Genomic DNA, 20,573 nt, shown 5'->3' with positions numbered 1-20,573 from the left:
AGAGCTAAAATCTTCGATTTTGATATGGTCGCTTACTCAGTGAATACTCCTCTGACGTAAGGAAGAGGAGTTTCATAGGTTCTCTTAAAACCCTTCACTAAGACTGATACAAAATTTTTAAATTTACCTTCAGCCTTGGGAACATATCCCTTTGTGTAAGTCAATTTTTTAGTTCGAAACCCTATAGAATAAATAAAAGTTATAAAGATTTTCTCTATGGATTATAATACCTTTTATTTAAATAGGCTATAATAGACTATAGAAATAACTTTAAAATATATATTTTAATACTTGGAGGGAATGTGTATGAAGGCTAAAAATATAAAAATATCAATAATAGGAGCTGGAGCTGTGGGATCTACAACAGCCTTTACTATAATGAATTCAGGACTTGCATCAGAAATAGTAATAGTTGATATAAATAAAGAAAAATCCTTAGCTGAAACAATGGATTTATCACATGGGGTATCTTTTGTAAAACCAGTAGAAATTATATCTGGAGATTATGTTGATACCAAGGATTCTGACATTGTAATTATTACAGCTGGTGTAGGACGAAAGCCAGGGCAATCTAGATTGGATTTAATAAATACTAATCTTCAAGTATTTAAATCAATAGTTCCTGAAATCACTAAATACTGCCCAGATAGCATAATAATTGTAGTTTCAAATCCAGTAGATATCCTTAGCTATATAACATATAAACTTTCTGGTTTTCCATCCTCAAGAGTTATTGGCTCTGGCACCGTTCTTGATACATCAAGATTTAAATATATGCTTGCAAAACATTTTCATATAGACTCTAGAAATATACATACCTATATACTGGGAGAACATGGTGATTCAGAAATCGCTGCCTGGAGTCTAACTAGTATAGCTGGAATGAAGGTAGATCAATATTGCAATCATATTTGTAAAAAATGCGGTGGTGATTTTATGCTTTCAATAGCTGATGAGGTTAAAAATACTTCTAAAGGCATTATCCAAGGAAAAGGCTATACAAATTACGCAATAGCTCTATCTATAAGAAGAATTATTGAAGCAATACTAGGTGATGAAAATTCTATACTAACGATTTCAAAAATGTTTACAGGACAATATGGAATAGAAGATGTTTATATGAGTATACCTTCAGTAATCGGTCGATCAGGTATAATAGATTCTCTTTCAGTGCCGTTAAACTCTTCTGAAGAGGAAAATCTAGTGAAATCCGCTGCTTCTCTTAAAGATTTTATATCACAACTTCATATTTAAAATAATTACTAAATAAAGCAGAGGTTAAATAACACCTCTGCTCCTAATATTCATGCAAAATTTATACTAGTATTTATTTTGTTTTATCCTTTGTCCAATTTACACTATGAACGTCAACAAAATATGTTACTACATACTTACCATTTTTCTGCATTCATCTGCACATTTGCGGCAGGCATCTGCACACATTCTATTGTGATCATCATTAAATTTGCTGCATTCTTTTGCACATTCATCACAAATATTAGCACACATTTCGCATATTTGTTTTAAATGTTTGCTTCTTCTTGATATTGCACAACCAGCCATTGTACAAGCATCAGCACAGTCCATTAGATCAAGTATACAATGTTCTCTTGACTTAACATCTTGTTCTTCTAAACATAATCTAAAACATTCCTGACAGATTTGCGCACATTTGTGACAAGCATCAAGGCAAGCTTGATATTCTGCGTTAGGAGCCATTATTGTAGCGTTCATAAAAAAACACCTCTTTCAAAAATAATGTATTAACTACAGAATATATTTTGCTCCTGATTACAAAATTTTATACTGAACATTTTTTAATTTATAAACAAGCTTATAAGTTTTAAAAACGATTAGTTGTGGTATTAATTGAAAAACATATTAGATAAGTAACCTTCTATATTACTATTTATCTAACTTTATTATCTCTCTTACTGCTTCTACTACATCTTTAAGCTCTTTATTGGCATCAACAACATAATCGCACTCTACTATCCTAAAAACCTCTCTATCATTCTCTATTCTATCATTTATAATGTCTAAATCTCTATTATCCTTTTTCATTCTTGAAATTCTGTTGATTTCGTCGCATTTTAAATAGATAGCCATAATTTCAACATCACTAGTTAGTTTCTTTAAATCTCTTACTCCTCTTGGATCTACTGTATATACGCTTATTCCTTTATTTTTATACTGCTCCTTTGTGGACCAATAATGGTGTTTGTCGAAAAAGGTTTCAGCTATTATTTCAGAATCCTTATGCATAGAAACCCATGCTTCATAACTTATATCTATAAAAATATGTCCTTTCTCATTAATATTTCTCTTTTTTCTGTCAGTATAGCTTAATATATAATTATATCCCTCTTTCTCCAATATTTCAGCAACACTGCTCTTGCCGCATCCACTTTCTCCTACTAAACAAACAATCTTATCCATTTTATCCCCCTACTTTAAATATTGAAAAAATAAGCTCATAATTGAGCTTATTTTATGTAAACTATTTAATTATTTAACTCTACGACCAGTTAAAAAGTCTCCCCTATCAAGAGATGATACTTTTACTACATCCCCTGTATGTGGAGCATGTATGTACATTCCGTTTCCAACATATATTCCTATGTGATGTGGATTACTTGAGGATCCAAATAAAACCAAATCTCCCGGTTGCAGCTGATCTCTTGATACAGGTGAACCGTCATTTATCTGATCATATGTAGTTCTTCCTAGTCCTACTCCAAAGTGACCATATACATATTGAGTAAATCCAGAACAGTCGAATCCTGATGGAGAAGTTCCTCCCCAAAGATATGGAGTACCTAGAAAATTATAGGCATAAGATACAACATTACTATTAGAGCCAGCTGAAATAGACACTGATCCTCTAGATAAGCTGTTTCTAGTACCAGATGTGCTCGCCAATGCATAGCTTCTTTGTGAGACTTGCACCTGTGCTAACATTTTTTTCTGATCTTCTTTATCTATTTTAAGCTTGGATAGCTTTTTTCATTATCTGTTTTTAATGCCAATAACTTATCATTCTTATCCTTTAATTGTTTTTGATCTGCAAGCATTTTTTCTTTTTTACTACTTAACTCGGCCATTGCCTTGTTATCAAACTGTACAATTTTTTTAATTGCTTCCAATCTCCAAACAAAATCCTGCATATCTTTTGAATTTAATATAATATCTAGGTAGCTATCTACACCGCTAATATATGCTGCTCTCACTCTTTTCTTAAATATATCTTCACGAAGCGTTATATCTTTTTCAGTGTCAGATACTTCCTTTTGTAAATTTTTTATTTGACTTTGCGTACTATTTAGATCTTTCTTATTGCTTTCTATTTTTCTCATGGTGTCTTCTATCTGGTTGTCCAACATTTCTATCTTTTTTTCAATACTTCCATTTGCTGAAGTCTGATTATTATTTGCTGCAGGATTTGCTAAAACTGAACTACTGAACATTAACACTCCAGTGCAGGTAACAACAACAAATTTAAACAATTTATTCAACATCATCTCCCCTTTTCAAAAATTTTGTATCTTTATGTCAAAAAACTAAGTAAACCCATTATATCATTTATTTCTATATTTTTTAATATTATATCCAGTATTTTTTTATGGTAATACAAAATATTTATTCCTTATAGTCCATATTATTGAAATCCATATTATATACTTTATACAAACTTGTGTTTGTCGCCATTTGGTAAACTACTAGTTTATGGAACTAGTACGTAAATACTCCACCTATTAATAATACAATATTTATATTTAATTTTAAATAGTAAATGCAAAAATAGGTGCGAATTTTAATTCGTACCTATTTCCTATATCATAATAATTTTAATTTAATTCAAACTATTTTCTAACATATCTAGTAATTCATCAAATCTTTTTATGGTATCTTCTAGTGGTTTAGGTGTTGTCATGTCTACTCCAGCCTTTTTAAGTACATTTATTGGATAATCACTAGAACCGCTTTTCAAGAATCCTTTATATAGCTCTATAGCCTCTTCCCTATCTTCAAGTATTTGTCTAGCAAAAGAATTCGCTGCAGCATATCCAGTAGCATATTGATATACGTAGAAATCCCTGTAAAAGTGTGGTATTCTAGCCCATTCTATATTTATTTCATTATCTATAACCATGTCTGGTCCAAAGTATTTTACATTTAGTTCGTGCCAGATTTTGCTTAAATCTTCTGCAGTGAGAGGCTTTCCATTTTCTATACTCTCATGAGTAGTTTTCTCAAATTCAGCAAACATAACTTGCCTAAACACTGTAGTCCTTATTTGTTCTAACTGTTGATTTATAAGGTATAGTTTCTTATTTTTATCATTTTCCTTATCTATCAAATATCTTATTAATAAACTTTCGTTTGTAGTTGATGCAACCTCAGCAACAAATAACGAATAATCAGCATAAACATAAGGTTGATTTTTTCTTGAATAGTAAGAATGTATTGAGTGCCCCATCTCATGTGCAAGAGTTGAAACATCATTTAGCTTAAAATCGTAATTTAAAAGTACATAAGGCATAGTATCATAATCTCCTGAAGAATATGCTCCACCTCTTTTACCTTTGTTAGGATATATATCTATCCAACCTTCTTCTATTCCTTCACTAAAAATATTTAAATACTCTTCTCCTAATGGTTTTATACCTTCTTTTACAATCTTTACCGCATCATCAAATTCTATATTTTCCTTTGGAGTATCGATAATAGGCACATATAAATCATACATATGAATCTCATCTAATCCCAAAAGCTTTTTCTTAATTTTAACGTATCTATGAAGTGAACTTAAATTTTTATTTATAGTATCAACGGTATTTTCATATACCCCTAATGGTATGTTATTAGGCTTTAATGAGCACTCTAAGGCACTACTATAGTTTCTTGTTTTAGATGTAAAGATAAAGTTTTTAATTGATGAAGTCAAAGATGCTGCAAAGGTATTTCTGTATTTATTATAGGTGTCAAATAATCCTTTGAATGCTTCTTGTCTTACTCTTCTATCTTTAGATTGAATATAGCTTCCATAATTAGCTTCCGTTAATTCTACATTATTGCCTTCCTCATCCTTGATTACAGTAAAAGTCATATCTGCATCTGATAACATACTAAAAATTCTATCCGGTGCATTTAAACAGTCTGAAACTGAAGCCATAAGCTCTTCTTTTTCTTTTGTCAGGGTGTGAGGTTTTCTTTTTAATATATCTTCCAGTAGAAAAGTATACATTTTTAAATCTGGATTGTTTTCTATTTCTTTTTCTATAGTTCCTTCAGGAAGGCTCAAAATTTCTGGAACAAAAAATGCTTGAGTGCTACCTATTTCCGCAATATACGTAAATATCTTGTCTTTTAGAGCTTGGTATGTTGGATTGGCAGTATCTTCATCACTTTTCAAATGAGCATAAACTGCTAATTTACCAGCAAGTCTTGATACCTCTTCATCTAGCTTAAGATATTCTAATAAATACTTTCCATTTCCTAGTTTGCCTGAGAACTCTATAAGTTTAGGAACTCTCATCTTTAAATTTTCAAAATCCTTTTCCCACTGCTCCTCATTCTTATATATTTTATCAACTTTCCATTTGTACTCCTGTGGTATTTCATCTCTAGTTTTAATCTTTTTAACCTCTGACATTACAATCTCCCCTTTATCAATTTTAAAGACTACTAAGTACTTAGATTATATATAGGTTAACTAACCGCTTTTACCTCTATATATAAACAATTATATTCATATCTAAAATAAGTTTTCCCATATTTTACTTTATTATAACATATAAACAGAGTTCTTAGCATCTTTAGCACTTAGAAGACGTTATCCTTTAGGGTAAATCGTTATCCAGGGCGTTAGCCGCTCATAGCGTACACTTTGGTGATAGTCGCTTTCACCGAGTGTGATGGGAGTATTAGAGCAGGTAGTCATCGGATAAACAAAAATGCTTATAAAATTATTAGGCATTATTAATAGCATAAGAACTTTCTGCCATTTTCAATAAGTTTTCTCTTATACTTATTTCACTATGTTCACTAGTTAGAACAACTAAATAATCACCTGCATAAATACTGGTGTTACCTCTTGGAATAACTTCATTATCTCCTCTTTTTATTGACACTAACAAACACTTCTCTGGCATATTTAGTTCTTTAATTTTTTTACCTTCAAGGTATGAACCGTGATGTACTACAACTTCTAAAATTGTTTTTACATTGTTATCTTCTGATAACTCTTTGCGACCATTCTTTGCCAATATTCTCTCAAGTAGTGATTCATAAATCGGCTTTGAGCCCATCAAATCAGCTATAATATATGCAATGATAGATACTAATGCCAAAGATAATAAGTGATTAAATGAACCTGTCATTTCAGTAATTAAAATACTTCCAGTAATCGGGGCTCTTACTATTGCTGTAAAATAACCTGCCATTCCCAATATCATAAAGTTATTTACATATTGAGGTGGAAAATGAACAAGTTTAACTAAAATAGTTCCATAAATAGCTCCAGTCATTCCTCCTATTACTAGTAAAGGAAAGAAGATTCCACCTGGTGCACCTGAGCCAAAACTAACCATCGAAAAAGCAAACTTTATCAATAGTAAAACAAATAAAAATTTTAATGTGTTATTGCCATTAATTATTGATACTATAAGTTCATGACCACCACCTAGAACCTCTGGTAAAAACAATCCAAGAATACCTGCTAAGACAAATGGAATAATTGGTCTGAACTGTACCTTTAGCCATTTCTGACTTGCATATAAATTTTGCGTTTTAAGCAAAGTATAATTATAAAAAACTCCAAACATACCTATTATTATTCCGAATATAATAATAAAAGCATAATATTTCAGTGGAAGCACAGAAAAACTTTCAAATTGAAATATTGGCTTTAGCCCAAAAAATTCCTTTGATATAAAGTCTGCCACTAAAGATGCTGACATTGTAGAAATCAGCACTAAGGGTGAAAAGTTTTTATGTACTTCCTCCAGAGCAAAAATTACTCCGGCTAAAGGCGCATTAAAAGCTGCTGCTAGGCCAGCACTTGCACCACTGGTAATAAGATATTTTTCTTCAATTTTTATTCTCTTAAATATTCTACTAAACCCTTGACCTACAGCCGCTCCAAGTTGAATTGATGGGCCTTCTCTTCCTAAAGATAATCCAGCTATAATACATATCACGCCACCAATAAATTTCTCAACTATAACTGTCCACCAGTTCATATTAAGGTGTCCCATTAATATTCCCTCAACTTGAGGTATTCCACTTCCACTGATCATAGAATTTTTCTTTATCATAGTTCCTACAACGTATCCTGCAATTGTTAGCACAATAATCCATATAGGTATCAACCAAATATTTTCTGTTTGAGTTTTATAAATATTTTTAGCTAGTATACCTGCTTTATCTAGGGCTAGTCTATAAAATACAACTAATAAACCAGATATCAGACCTACCATAATACCTTCACTTACTAACTTGATTCTATATTTTTGCATAAAAAATAAAGTATCAGAAGTACAATTATTGTTGTCAATTTTCATATAAATTCACCTCCATTAACTTCACTTAAAAATTATGGAATTTAAAATAGCTATCGGCAACCGATAGCTATATAAATAAACTTAATTATCTTCTGTTATTTCTTTGTTCTTGCTTTCTTGCTCTTCTGCAATCTGGACATCTTACTGGATCATTTTCGAATCCTTTTTCTTTATAGAACTCTTGCTCTCCCTCAGTAAATATGAAATCCTTTCCACAGTCTTTACAGTTTAATGTCTTATCTGCCATTTGAACATACCTCCGTATTTTATATTGGGTATCTAACAACTCACAAACAACCATTTTCCAAAATAAAATCGGAGAATGTTATCATGATATTAAATCCCTTTATTTTGCTACAGTGTACATTATACCACATTGTGCATATATTGTCTAGATGTCTTCATTGTTTTCCACATCGTCAAATTTGTAATTATTTTACTTATTTTCTACAATTCTAGCAACCTAACCTTTGGGTCTAAATATTAAAGAAGCAAGGAATGCAAAAATTAATGCCGATGATATACCTGCACTTGTAACCTCGAAAATTCCAGTAAGTACTCCTATGATACCGTCTCTTTTTGCTTCCAATAATGCACCCTTTACCAACGCATTACCAAAGCTGCTAATTGGTACAGATGCACCTGCACCTGCAAACTTTATTAATGGCTCGTATAATCCAAATCCACCTAAGATAGCGCCTATTACAACTAATGTACATGTTGTATGAGCTGGAGTAAGTCTAAATACATCCATCATAATTTGCCCTATTACACAAATTCCTCCACCAATTATAAATGCCCAAATAAATTTTACCATAACTAATGACACCTCTTTTACATTTCTATGGATACAGCATGCGCTATGCTGGGTATACTCTCTTTTGCTGATATGACAGTGGAGATAGCAAAGCCCCTGTTGCCACAATCAAAACCTTTTTTAACTCACCTATTTTCATACGATTTAAAAAATGCCCATATGTTACTATTGCAGAGCAACCACAGCCACTTCCACCTGCTATAGTTGGTTGTTCTGGCTTATATATCAACATTCCGCAATCTGTAAACTTGTTTTCCGGAATGATTATACCTTGTTCTTGTAATAAATCCTTTGCTATTTTATGTCCTACTGAGCCTAAATCTCCTGTTGCAATAATATCGTAGTATGAATGATCAATATTTAGATCTTTAAAATGCGCTTTTATAGTATCTACAGCTGCTGGAGCCATAGCTGCTCCCATATTAAAAGGATCAGAAATTCCCATATCAATAACTTTTCCGATGGTTGCTGATGTAACTCTAGGACCCTTACCACTTCGACCTAAAAGTGATACTCCTGCCCCAGTAACAGTCCATTGAGCAGTAGGTGGCTTCTGCCCACCATATTCAGTAGGATATCTGAATTGTTTTTCTGCTGTTGAATTATGACTGGAAGCACCTGAGATAACATATTTAGCATAATTGCCATCTACCATCATTGCAGCTAACGCTAATCCTTCCATAGAGCTAGAGCAGGCTCCAAATACACCTAAAAAAGGTAATCCTATCGTTCTTGCAGTAAAACTACTACTAATTATTTGATCTAAAAGGTCTCCACTTATAAAAAACTGAATATCCTGCTTTTTTAAACCGGATTTTTGTATAGCTATTTCAACTGCTTCTTCCAAGAGCCTTCTTTCTGCCTTTTCAAAACTATCTTGACCAATCCATGTATCCTTATGCAGTATATCAAAATCTTTAGCTATAGCCCCAGATGCTTCAAAAGGGCCTCCAACAGATGCTGAACTTAAAATTACAGGTTTGGAGTTAAATATCCAAGATTGATTGCCTATAAGCATCTACATCACACCTAACCATTCCATAGTAATTCTTAGAATAGCCATAATAAAAGCGGAAAAAACCCCAAAGACAATTACTGCACCGGCTATTCTAAACATATTTCCACCTACTCCAAGCACATATCCTTCACTTTTGTGTTCAATAGCTGCAGAAGCCATTGAATTGGCAAAACCAGTAACGGGAATGGCTGTTCCTGCACCAGCCCATTGTGCAATGTTATCATAAACTCCAAAACCGGTAAGTAAAACTGAAATTATAATTAGTGTTGCTGAAGTTGGATTGCCTGCAGCTTCCTCTTTGAAGTGAAAATAATTGACATAAATCCACTGCAATCCCTGCCCAATGAGACATATAAATCCTCCTGATATAAATGCTCTAATACAGTTTTTTAAAACTTGCCTTTTGGCTCTCTATCTTTTGCAAACTTTTGATACTCTTGCTGCTCTTTAGTAAACTGATTTTTTTTCTGATTAGACATTTTATCACCTTCTAGCGTAATATTACGTTTTTCAATTTTCTATTTTATTGTTGCTATTTTTATGTCTTTGCATACGTAAATTTTGCTTAGGCATCTGAAAGAAAATAGCAAGTCAAAGATGCGACGGATATTTTGTGCCAGACAAGGAAGCAGGTTCCACAGATAGTGAACCCTATCTAAGAGTTCTGCTGACGCAGTATGGCTCAAAATAGACTAGTATACTGACTAGTTATTTTCTTTCGGATGCCTTATGTAACAGATAATTATTTGTATATTTAATATGCTCTAAGCTTTATTAAATTATACTTTTGAACCATATTTAGTGACATTTTGATATTTAAAATTATTCAATTTAATTTTATAAAATCGAGTAGGAGGAAAATTTAAAATAATTTTCCGGACCTCTCATACCACTGAGTTATCGCCCATACTGGGCGCATACAGAAAAAGAGAAGCCTCTGCTCCTCTTCTTTAATATTCTAATTAGTTTCAATTCGTAATTTAAATACCTAGTCTTTAGTTGAACCTTTTTATTTTGTTAAATCAATATTTATCTTATACTTATCTTCAACTTGAGGTTCATCTACAATAGGAAGTGCTATCTTATACTTTTTACTTTTGTCTATAGGTGGCAGCTTAATTGACACAATTCTTTCTTCTACATTTTCAAGCACAGCTATAGCCCCGTCTTCTGCCCGTTCTATGTCATTATAGTCCTTATCTATAATAACAGTTTGATTGATATTTCTAAAGGAATATACACCATTACCTTCAAATTTAAATGTAACTTTGGTTTCTTTATCTGTTGCCTCTATATCTTTTATGCGAATAGTACTATTTTCTCCTACTTTTATTACCTGGTTAACTAGCTTTTCTATGGTTGAGAATTCTCTAGCTTTATCTATATTAAATACATGAATAACATTGTCAAAAGCATATCCAAGAGACTTTTCCTTCTCTGTTACAGGCCTGCTTTTTGTTATAACTTCCTGAGGAATACCAAAATCAATACTGTTTATTGTAGTTTGCAATATAGAATAATGGAATCCATTAATCTCTTTTGTTTTGTCTCCCCAGTTTTTAAGCACAGGAACTATAGTTAACGCTTTAACATTAGATAAGTCATTAAGTATCTTTATCTTACCCTCATAATTTTCTTTGCTAGATGAACCACCTCCAAAATCGCTTTCCAGTTTTCTTCCTTTATCATCCATAACAACAAAGCCGAAGATTCCATCTTTCATATTTTCATTTAACTTATCATAAACGCCTGCATAGATTATTGTATTTCCTAATGGACTTATCACCAACTTTTCAAGATTAAGTGTGCTATTTGGTATTTTAATGCTCTTACTTAGATTAATAGTTCTTGAGCTTGTTGGTCTATCCGTTTTAGAAACCTTAAATTTAAAATCCCAAGGACCTTTTACCTCCCCAACCCAAACGATATTTAAATCAACATCTATATCATTAGGTAATTCCATATCTGAAATGTTGGCATAGGTTATCCTCATAAGCTTATTGTCATCTATCTTTTTATCCTCACTAGCATAAGCAGTTACTGGTTTACCATTTAGCTTTATGTTCCCCATGTCTCCTCCATTTTCTTTTAGTTTTTTGCCTTCGATTATTGAAGTAATTGCCAAAGTGTTATTATCAATCACAATTTCATCTATAGTTATTTTTATTCCATCCTTCTCTACAGTTTTATTTACACTAGTTGAAAACTGTTCAAATTTATTAAAACTCTCTCCCATACCATTGTAATTAATTAATTTAAAGATTGATTTTATACCAGGAATTGCTTTTGCTATATCAGGCTTAACAATCCCTACAGTTGTTGTAACAACTAACACTACAGCAGCAACAACAGCTATCTTCTTATATGTTCTTTTAAAGTTTGTTATCTTTCTTTCTCTTCTGCCTCTTTTAATACCTTTTTTAACTGCTAAATCTATATCTATTGGAATTTTAATTTCATTTTTTAAATTCTCTAAACTATCCATATTAAATTATCTCCTTACCCATAAATATTCTTAAACTGCTTAATCCCTTATTAAGATGAGTTTTTACAGTGCCTACTGGACAATCCAGCACTTCAGAAATCTCGGTTATGGTAAGATCTTGAAAATACTTTAGCAATATCACATTCTTATATTTATCCTCTAGCCTATCTATATAATTGAGGACATCAAGTTTTTCTTCAATTCTATTTTCTTGATAATAGTCAGACCTACTAGATAGATTGTCCACTAATGATACAATTTTCTTTTCCTTATTAATAAAATTAATAGCATTATTAATTAAAATTTTAGTTAGCCATGTTTTAAAGTATTTAGGCTCTTTTAACTTATTTATGGAAATGTAAGCTTTATATACTGTCTCCTGTAATATGTCTAATGCATCATGTTCATTCTTTGTATAGGCAAATGCTATTCTGTAAAGTCCTTCTTTACTAATATCCATAAGATATTCAAAAGCTTTTTCATCTCCGTCAATTGCCAGCTTTACCTGTTCTTCAAGAATCATATTTAATCTCCTTTAATCTTTAAATTACGCGCAACTTATATTTTACACTTATTAGACAATGAAGTTCAGTAAACGGTTTTAAAAATTTACAAAAAAACTATAATTTAGTTTAGGAATTATCATATGTACAAAAAACGTATTGGTTTTTTCTCCAATACGTTCTATCTTTATTATTTAAATTTAAGTTCTTCTACCATTTTTCTAGTCTCTCTCAAAGACCTGTCAATCTGTCCAAAGTTATTCTTTGCTACTCCAATAAATAATATATCAATTAATGTTAACTGCGCTATTCTTGAGGATATGGCCCCTACTCTCAGATCCTTTTCTATACTTGGCACCTGAAGTTTTATATCTGCTATTGAAGATACAGGATTTGAGCCGTATTTTGTTATAGATATACACTTTGCTCCTTTTTCTTTTGCCTTAGATAAAGCACTGTAAACTTCCTTTGTTTTACCAGCATAAGATATTGCAATAGCAACATCCTCCGCCTCAATGTGTGCAGCCATTGAAAGCTGCATATGACTATCTAAATGCATAAATGCATTTTTATTTATTCTCAATAACTTGTATTGAAAATCTAGTGCTATTAACGCTGAAGCACCTACTCCAAAGAGATAAATATGCTTCGCCTTTTGAATAGCATTCATGGCTTCTTCAACTTGTTTTTCGTCCAGTAATTCAAGAGTATCCTCAATAGTTTTAATATTCTTTCTTGCTGTCTTAGACATTACCTCTCTAACTGTATCTTTCACGTCTATATAATCGTAATCTGCTTCTTCGTCTTTTTCCTCAACATCATTCTTGGCAAGAGCAATTTTAAATTCCTGAAAACCTTCAAACCCTATTTTCTTTACAAATCTAATAACGCTAGCTCCACTGGTATCCGTGAAAGAAGCTAATTCTGCAGCAGAAAGCTTATAAATTTCACTTGTATTATTTAAAACATACTCCGCTATTTTTTTCTCCGAATCAGTCATATTCTCAAAACTTTGTTTTATTATTAGCGAACAGTTCATATATTTTCCCCTTTTATACTATTTTAAATCTAAATTTACTCTCATCTTTAATATAATCTAACAAGAATAGTTCTTCTTCAATTACCATTCCAATCACATTAACTCTGCTATCTTCCTGCAAATCTCTCCTGCATATCTGTAATTCACCCATATACCTTAGATAACCTTCATTATCTACAGTAACCGAGCCTTTTTTCCTATAGGTTATACATCCAGGTTTAACTACGCCGAAGTTCATACACATTCGACTTTCAACAGCTCTAACAAGATCCTCAGCGCCATCACTCCTATTGGTGTAACTTTTATAGTTCAGCATATCCATGGACATATTATCAGAAATCATAGGCTTCACCTTTAACTCAATAATATCCTTTGGTACTGAACCTACTTCATATATTTCCTTTTCAGATGGTGTACTATCTCCGAAAAATACATTATCTACTCCTAGAGCATAAAGATGCTTTGCACATATTTCAGGCTTTAAAAATCTATGCATTTCAAGTGTAGGTAACCCCTCCTGAAGAGGAGGCCTCTTATTTATTAAAGATGGTATAAATGCGGATATCTCCATACCAAACTTTTTTAACATATCATTTTTTCTAAGTAGACTATCAATAGATATACCTGTATTCATTCTAGGGTAATAATTGTGACATGCCTGCATATTTTCAAGGCAAGGACCGTAGCTTCCAAACTCTCTCAAAAACTTTTCTGTTACAGTACTTCCATTTATCTCAATTTTAAGTCCAAACTCGTTTTTTGTGAACTCAGCTATTTCCTCTGGCGAAAATCCATAATCAATTCTAAGTACATCAATTCCAAATTCTTTAATTTTCCTTAGATCATTTTGCTGTATATTTAAATATTCAAAGCCCTTTGGAGAGATATCTGCTATGACTTTCATTCCCAAAGTCTTTGCCTCTCTTATTATTGAGGCAAATTCATTTATAATTATATCATAATTTGCTTCAGGAATATGAAGTGAAGTAAATATTCTGTCAAACCCATTTTCCCTAGCAATCTTTATATATCTAATATTGTCCTCTAAGCTATAGTTTAAACCCATATATATAGAAATACCCTTTCCCATAATTGTTAACCCTCCACTTCTAATTCTTAATTGACAAGAGTCTTTCTCAAAAGAAAGACTCTCTTATATGAACTATTCTATTATATCATCAAAGCCTAATAAGAATGTAGCTATAAAACCAGCTGCATATGCTATTAGAACACCTACTATATATAATAATGGTGTGTTAGTTATTGCTGCAAGCGGAATGCCGGAAAGCCCCATACTTGTAGATGCAACTTTAAATAATGCCTGTGCAGCACCACCAAAGGCACCACCTATACATGCTCCAATGAATGGTTTGCCAAGAGGTAAAGTAACACCATATATTAATGGCTCTCCTACTCCCATGATTCCTATTGGTAATGCAGTAATAATTGTCTTCTTCATTTTCTTGCTCTTAGTTTTTACATATACAGCTATTGCCGCTCCAACTTGTCCTGCTCCAGCCATAGCTAATATAGGTAATAATACGTTCAATCCTGTTGACTTAAGCAATTCTACATGAACTGGAGTTAACCCTTGATGCAATCCAGTGAGTACTAAAGGTAAGAATGTTCCACCAAGTACAAAGCCTGTTACAGCTCCCCCACCAGAAATAGCTGCCTTAGTAGCATTTCCTATAGCGTCAGATATAATTCCTCCAGCAGGTTGAAGTGCGTAAATTGCTACAAAACTAGATACAAGTAATACTATAAGTGGTGTTAAGAATAAATCCAATACTTCAGGTACAATCTTTCTCAATTTCTTTTCAAGCCAGCTTGAGAATGCAACAACAAGTAACACTGCGATAATACCGCCTCTACCAGGTACTAGTGCTTTTCCACCAAGCATTACCTTTGCTAAATCAGGATGAGTAATAACAGCAGCCATTACTCCACCAAGTGCAGGTGATCCGCCAAATTCCTTAGCAGCGTTTATACCTACAAATAGGTTCAATCCAAAGTATACAGCATTACCTGCAACCTTTAATATACCGCCAAAGGTTCCTGCTCCAAAGCCTGGGTTATATTTAAGAACAATATTTAGTATAGCAGTTACCAGACCACATGCTATAAAAGCAGGTATCAATGGAATAAATATATTTGATACTTTTTTAAGAAACAACTTAAATGGTGTAGCATTTTTTGCGCTTATTTCTGATTTTCTCGCAGCTGCTTCATCCATTTCGCCTATGCTTACGCCGGAAAGTAGACCAAATTCATATGCAACTTTATTTACTCTTCCTGGTCCAAGTATAATCTGGAGTTGTCCGCCTTGTTCTACTACTCCCATTACCCCATCAATCTTCTTGATTTCATCTATCTTTACAAGTCCCATATCTAGTATATTAAGTCTTAAACGTGTCATGCAGTGAGCAATCTGTGATAAATTCTGCTTTTCTCCAACTACTTGATAAATTTGCTGAGCAATATCTTTTGGTGATAATTTTTGTGACATAACTAATCCCCCTATCCAAATATTTATTTATTTATACTATCCAAAGCCTTTGATATATACCCTTTATTTTTTTCCAATAAGTCTAAAGCTTCCTGCCTTGAAAGTCCTGACTCAATCATTAATATGGAAAGCTTTACATTATAGCTAGTTTGTTCTAGCGCTTCTGTAGCTCTATCTCTTGTTACTCCTGTTGCTAGAGAAACTATTCTCTTAGCTCTCTCAACAAGCTTTTCATTAGAAGCCTTTACATCTACCATAAGGTTATTAAATACTTTTCCTATTTTAATCATTGATCCTGTTGTCAACATATTTAATACCATCTTCTGTGCAGTTCCTGATTTCATTCTTGTTGAACCTGTAATTACCTCTGGTCCTACAACAGGTGCTATAGATATATCTGCAAGCTTAGATATTTCTGAATTAGGATTACAAGTTACTCCTACAGTTGCAGCTCCTAATTCCTTTGCATATTTAAGTCCTCCTATAACATAAGGGGTTCTTCCGCTTGCTGCAAGTCCAACTAAAACATCATCCGCTGAAAAATCGACGTTTTTTAAATCTTCTTCACAAAGCTCTAAGTTATCTTCTGCTCCTTCTTTTGCTCTAAATATAGCTTCATGACCACCAGCTATGATTGCATGAACCATATTTTCAGGTACACCGTAAGTAGGTGGGCATTCTGAAGCGTCTAGTATGCCTAGTCTTCCGCTTGTACCTGCTCCTATATATATAAGTCTTCCACCCTTTTCAAAAGCCTTTGCTATTTCATCAACAGCTTTTGCTATATTCGGCAGTTCTTTTTGAACTTCGAAAGCTACCTTCTTGTCCTCTTCATTTATCATAGTTAGCATTTCTAGTGTAGAAACTTTGTCTATATTGTTAGTATTTTCATTGACTCCTTCTGTGACTAATTGTTCTAGGTTAATCCTTTTCAATGCTACCACCTCTGTTTCTGATTTACTTTATGATTCTATTATACACTTTTTGAAATATCATTTCAATATAAATTTAAAATTATGAAATTATATTTCAAAATAGCATATATGAAACTCCTTCTCCTTTCGTCAAATGAGTACTCGCTGAGTAAGCGATTCATCTCAAATCATAGATTTGAATTCTCTGCTTAAGCGATCATCACAAAATCAGCACTCTGTGTAAGTGATCATCTCAAAATCATAGATTTTGGATGCCTACTTAAGATTTGGGATATCTGCTTAAGATTTTGGATGTCTGCTTATATGAAATGAAAACCAACAAAAATAGCATGTTACTAATAATAGAATTAACATGCTATTTCCCATTGGCTTTATTTACTTTAATAAAAATGACTTTCTAATTATATTCCAGCTATCCTATTAATATGTATTATATCTCTCAAGATTGAAGCTGCTGCAGCTGTAGTTCCTGAAGCCCCTCCAATCAATGTTAACTCCCCTAGTGTATCTGAAATATATCTAACTGTCTTATTTTTACCATATACATTATAAAAAGGATGTTCTTTACCTACTTTTTCTAATCTGACGAGCATATTCACTTCTTTTCCAGATCTATGCGTCCTTCCAATAAGCTTGTATCTTTTTCTTCTTTTAAGGCAATTTCTATATCAGTTGGCTTCAGGTTTGTTATTCCTTCTATTTTTATATCAGACAACTTTTTTTCTTCTTTCATAATTACATTTGTAAGTATAAGCAATTTAATTGCAGTGTCCCATCCTTCTACATCAAAGCTAGGATTTGCTTCTGATATTCCGAACTCCTTTGCTTTTTTCAATGCAGTGTCATAAGTACAACCAGTATCCTCCATCTCTTTTAGAATGTAGTTTGTTGTGCCATTTAAAACACCTTCTATAGAAGAAATTGTAGAGCCAGCCATCTCTATTATTCCTCCATTAACAGAAGGCAGCGCTCCTCCACAGGTACATCCAATTCCCAAATGCACACCCTTTTCTCTCGCTATCTTTTCTAGTTTTTTATAACCATGTATAATTGGTCCTTTGTTCCCTGTAACCACATGTATTTTATTCTCTAATGCTTTCAAAATATAACTCAACGCTGGTTCCCCAGTTTCCTTATTAGTAGCTGTTAACTCTACCATTAAATCTATATCTTTTCTTTCTAACATAAAATCAGGAGTTATTTTTTTACTTTCATTATTGTCTTCAATTATACTTTTCTCTTCATTTGAAAAAGCTAATAATTTATCATAGTCTATTCCCTTTGGATTATAGACTCCCCCTTTAGAATTGATAATATATATTATTTCAATATTAATACCTTCTTCTTTCAATACAGAACTCTTATCTACAATTAGTTTTGTAAAAGCTTTGCCTACACCGCCATATCCAATTAATCCAATTCTCATGTTGTTTTTCTCCTTTTCTGTTTCCATCTCTAATACTCATTTTACTTAATTTGTGATTTTGTGTAAACATATGTATTAGTTGAGAATTTAAGAATAGTTTAAGAATTTAGTTACATTTATTTTAAGATTTTCCTAGTAAACTTAATTATGTGACTAGGAAATATTTAATACAAGGAGTGATTTAATTTGAAACATTCGAAAAGGGTTGCCACATTTTTTTCATTAGTACCAGGAGCAGGCCATATGTATTTAGGTCTTACACGTCAAGGCATTCAACTTATGGTATTATTCTTCTCTACTTTTTTTATAGCTGCTTCTTTTGACCTGCAATTTTTAGCAGTTTTTCTTCCTGTAATTTGGTTTTACAGTATTTTTGATACAAGAACAAAAAGTTTAAGTGAAGATCCTCTGCCAAACACTAATCTACCTATTTTTTCTGATGTAAATTCTATGGATGAAATCTTTAAGAATAAACCTGCTGAAAAATACATTGCTTATATCTTAATCCTTATGGGAGTTCTTTCACTAATAAATAATATTGCACTTCCTATATTAAGGAATTATTTAGATTACCGAATAATTATGTATATTAAATCTCTTATAATATCTTTCATCTTTATTGTTATTGGCTGTACGCTTCTAAAGAGCAAAAAAGTCAGCGTAAAGAAGAGTGGTGATGAATTATGCAGTCAAGAAGAGTAGGAACTTTGACTCTAGGCATTGTATTAATCTCCATCGGAGTAATATTCTTTTTATCCACCTTCTTTAATTTATCCTTTGAAAGAGAAATTTTAAAATTTTGGCCTTTGATTCTTATATCCTTAGGTATCGAAATACTGGTACTGAATAGCTTAGCAGTAAAACAAAAACTATATGTAAAATACGATCTTATAAGTCTATTTTTAATCGCTGTTGTATTATTTTTGTCTTTTGGCACTTATGCCTTTAGCAATTTTGTTTTATCGAATAGCTTTTATCGCTAAATAATATAATTGAAGAGAGAGTGTCTCATCATAGCTAAATGAAACACTCTCTTCTTATAGTTCCAACATCATATGTATATCATAGGGTTCTAGCCTATACAATTCTTCATTTATTTCATCTGTTAATTTTGCACCTACTGCAAAATAAAACTCTACTGTATTTTTGAAGGGTGTAGCCGATATATATAGACTTTTAGCACCTAATTTTTCTGCTTTTTTAGATAGCAGATTCACTAAACTTTTACCTATACCTTTTTTTCGATAATTGCTGCTTATATATAACATATCAAGTTTAAGTTGATCATTATTTCTGCCAATAAATTTACTTTCCAAAGCTCCTAAGCCTACTATTTGATTATTATAAAATGCGCCATATATAGTTCCATTTCTTTCATATATATCGTATAATCTATTAATATAATCACTGAGTTCCTCTAAATTCCAACCCTCTATATTATAAAATTCGTTTACTATTTCGAGTTTATTATTTTTAAAGTAGTAAACCTCATTTATTATTTCTTTTCTATCAATTTCACCTAATAGTTTAAGTTCTGATTTTTCAAGTAACCTATAGTTCAAAGTACTCAACTCACTTCCCTATTGAATTAATTTTGTTAATGAGCTTCTATACTGGATAGTAAATAACCATAGTTAATGAGCAAGTCGTATCATCATTATTCTTATATGAATGAGTACTATCTGCCTTAAATCGTATAGAATTACCAGCTGTTATAACAAAATCTTCGTCATTTATACTAATAGTAAGCTTACCAGAAAATATCGTAATGAACTCCTGTGTGCCTTGTTGATGCGCTTCCGTAGATAGATAACCATCAGCGTCAATCTCAAGAGAATACATCTCAAATCTCCTTGCACTGTCAAAAGGAAATACAGGAAATATTCTGACCCTTCCGTTATCTTCAACAAGTGGCTCTATCTGGGATTTGTCAACAACTTCCAAATCGGCTTCTGGCATACTCATAAGCTCAGTACATGATACTTTAAGTCCATTTGCAATCTTCCATATCGTTGACACTGTGGGATTTACCTCACAACGTTCAATTTGGCCGAGCATACTTTTACTTACACTGGTTAGCTTTGAGACCTTATCAAGACTAAGCTTCTTTTTATCACGAAACATTTTTAAGTTTTCAGCAATAATAAAATTAAGTTTATCCAAAAAATTCCCTCCAGCTCATTGACAGTATACTGCACAAATGATATTATTATACTGCACGATGCAACATATTGTTCTTTTTGTGTATTATATCATACATCGATGAGGAGGTAAAC

19 protein-coding genes and 3 pseudogenes are annotated in these 20,573 nt (G+C 32.3%); 3 read left to right on the top strand and 19 right to left on the bottom strand.

The window, feature by feature from the left end; all coding sequences use genetic code 11:
- The first annotated feature begins 306 nt into the window (after positions 1 to 306).
- Entirely contained in the window at positions 307 to 1,254 is a 948-nt protein-coding gene (locus RCG18_RS20455) for an L-lactate dehydrogenase (protein ID WP_308037866.1), read from the top strand.
- 129 nt (positions 1,255 to 1,383) lie between these two features.
- Here the strand turns inward: RCG18_RS20455 and RCG18_RS20450 are convergent, their stop codons facing one another.
- From RCG18_RS20450 to RCG18_RS20370, 17 genes and pseudogenes are all read right to left on the bottom strand, one after another.
- On the bottom strand, positions 1,384 to 1,734 hold the full coding sequence (locus tag RCG18_RS20450) for a four-helix bundle copper-binding protein (protein ID WP_308037865.1): 351 nt from the start codon (positions 1,732 to 1,734) through the stop codon (positions 1,384 to 1,386).
- Positions 1,735 to 1,905: 171 nt separating this feature from the next.
- On the bottom strand, positions 1,906 to 2,439 hold the full coding sequence (locus RCG18_RS20445) for an AAA family ATPase (protein WP_308037864.1): 534 nt from the start codon (positions 2,437 to 2,439) through the stop codon (positions 1,906 to 1,908).
- Positions 2,440 to 2,508: 69 nt separating this feature from the next.
- Positions 2,509 to 2,949, bottom strand: a complete 441-nt coding sequence (locus RCG18_RS20440) for a C40 family peptidase (protein WP_308037863.1) — start codon at positions 2,947 to 2,949, stop codon at positions 2,509 to 2,511.
- 32 nt (positions 2,950 to 2,981) lie between these two features.
- Entirely contained in the window at positions 2,982 to 3,521 is a 540-nt protein-coding gene (locus RCG18_RS20435) for a hypothetical protein (protein ID WP_308037862.1), read from the bottom strand.
- 332 nt (positions 3,522 to 3,853) lie between these two features.
- Positions 3,854 to 5,656 (bottom strand): oligoendopeptidase F, encoded by a 1,803-nt coding sequence (gene pepF / locus RCG18_RS20430; protein ID WP_308037861.1) that lies wholly within the window; start codon positions 5,654 to 5,656, stop codon positions 3,854 to 3,856.
- A 316-nt stretch (positions 5,657 to 5,972) separates the two neighbouring features.
- Positions 5,973 to 7,565: a ClC family H(+)/Cl(-) exchange transporter gene (locus RCG18_RS20425; protein ID WP_308037860.1), complete on the bottom strand. Its 1,593-nt coding sequence runs from the start codon at positions 7,563 to 7,565 to the stop codon at positions 5,973 to 5,975.
- An 85-nt stretch (positions 7,566 to 7,650) separates the two neighbouring features.
- Positions 7,651 to 7,812 (bottom strand): zinc-ribbon domain-containing protein, encoded by a 162-nt coding sequence (locus tag RCG18_RS20420; RefSeq protein WP_308037859.1) that lies wholly within the window; start codon positions 7,810 to 7,812, stop codon positions 7,651 to 7,653.
- 216 nt (positions 7,813 to 8,028) lie between these two features.
- A complete protein-coding gene (gene spoVAE / locus RCG18_RS20415; RefSeq protein WP_211142171.1) occupies positions 8,029 to 8,382 on the bottom strand; it encodes a stage V sporulation protein AE in 354 nt (117 codons plus the stop codon).
- A 17-nt stretch (positions 8,383 to 8,399) separates the two neighbouring features.
- A pseudogene (gene spoVAD / locus RCG18_RS20410) lies at positions 8,400 to 9,400 on the bottom strand (stage V sporulation protein AD).
- A pseudogene (gene spoVAC / locus RCG18_RS20405) lies at positions 9,401 to 9,879 on the bottom strand (stage V sporulation protein AC). It lies immediately after the preceding pseudogene.
- Between the two features lie 530 nt (positions 9,880 to 10,409).
- On the bottom strand, positions 10,410 to 11,885 hold the full coding sequence (locus RCG18_RS20400; protein ID WP_308037858.1) for a DUF4179 domain-containing protein: 1,476 nt from the start codon (positions 11,883 to 11,885) through the stop codon (positions 10,410 to 10,412).
- A gap of 1 nt (position 11,886) precedes the next feature.
- Positions 11,887 to 12,408, bottom strand: a complete 522-nt coding sequence (locus RCG18_RS20395) for a sigma-70 family RNA polymerase sigma factor (RefSeq protein WP_308037857.1) — start codon at positions 12,406 to 12,408, stop codon at positions 11,887 to 11,889.
- Between the two features lie 170 nt (positions 12,409 to 12,578).
- Positions 12,579 to 13,427, bottom strand: a complete 849-nt coding sequence (locus tag RCG18_RS20390; RefSeq protein WP_308037856.1) for a MurR/RpiR family transcriptional regulator — start codon at positions 13,425 to 13,427, stop codon at positions 12,579 to 12,581.
- A 13-nt stretch (positions 13,428 to 13,440) separates the two neighbouring features.
- Positions 13,441 to 14,517 carry a MupG family TIM beta-alpha barrel fold protein gene (locus RCG18_RS20385; RefSeq protein ID WP_308037855.1) on the bottom strand — a complete coding sequence of 359 codons (1,077 nt, stop codon included), beginning with the start codon at positions 14,515 to 14,517 and terminating at the stop codon, positions 13,441 to 13,443.
- Positions 14,518 to 14,589: 72 nt separating this feature from the next.
- Positions 14,590 to 15,936 (bottom strand): PTS transporter subunit EIIC, encoded by a 1,347-nt coding sequence (locus tag RCG18_RS20380; protein WP_308037854.1) that lies wholly within the window; start codon positions 15,934 to 15,936, stop codon positions 14,590 to 14,592.
- 23 nt (positions 15,937 to 15,959) lie between these two features.
- The gene (gene murQ, locus RCG18_RS20375) at positions 15,960 to 16,871 is read right to left on the bottom strand and encodes an N-acetylmuramic acid 6-phosphate etherase (RefSeq protein WP_308037853.1); all 912 of its coding nucleotides are present in this window, start codon (positions 16,869 to 16,871) and stop codon (positions 15,960 to 15,962) included.
- A gap of 401 nt (positions 16,872 to 17,272) precedes the next feature.
- Positions 17,273 to 18,297, bottom strand: a pseudogene (locus RCG18_RS20370) (homoserine dehydrogenase).
- A 186-nt stretch (positions 18,298 to 18,483) separates the two neighbouring features.
- Here RCG18_RS20370 and RCG18_RS20365 point away from each other — a divergent pair.
- Positions 18,484 to 18,999: a hypothetical protein gene (locus RCG18_RS20365; RefSeq protein WP_308037852.1), complete on the top strand. Its 516-nt coding sequence runs from the start codon at positions 18,484 to 18,486 to the stop codon at positions 18,997 to 18,999.
- Positions 18,981 to 19,280, top strand: coding sequence for a LiaI-LiaF-like domain-containing protein (locus RCG18_RS20360; protein ID WP_308037851.1), 300 nt, complete (start codon positions 18,981 to 18,983; stop codon positions 19,278 to 19,280). Before RCG18_RS20365 ends, RCG18_RS20360 begins: the two co-directional genes overlap by 19 nt.
- Before the next feature lie 54 nt (positions 19,281 to 19,334).
- On the opposite strand, the gene RCG18_RS20355 is transcribed toward RCG18_RS20360, so the two are convergent.
- Both RCG18_RS20355 and RCG18_RS20350 read right to left on the bottom strand, forming a co-directional pair.
- Positions 19,335 to 19,859, bottom strand: a complete 525-nt coding sequence (locus RCG18_RS20355; RefSeq protein WP_308037850.1) for a GNAT family N-acetyltransferase — start codon at positions 19,857 to 19,859, stop codon at positions 19,335 to 19,337.
- A gap of 46 nt (positions 19,860 to 19,905) precedes the next feature.
- Positions 19,906 to 20,460 carry a cupin domain-containing protein gene (locus RCG18_RS20350; RefSeq protein ID WP_308037849.1) on the bottom strand — a complete coding sequence of 185 codons (555 nt, stop codon included), beginning with the start codon at positions 20,458 to 20,460 and terminating at the stop codon, positions 19,906 to 19,908.
- Between the last annotated feature and the right edge of the window lie 113 nt (positions 20,461 to 20,573).

Source organism: Clostridium sp. OS1-26 (assembly GCF_030915445.1).
Classification (GTDB): Bacteria; Bacillota; Clostridia; order Clostridiales; family Clostridiaceae; genus Clostridium_AM.
The sequence above is the reverse complement of the archived record's forward strand: the minus strand, read 5'-3'. Positions and strand labels throughout refer to the sequence as shown.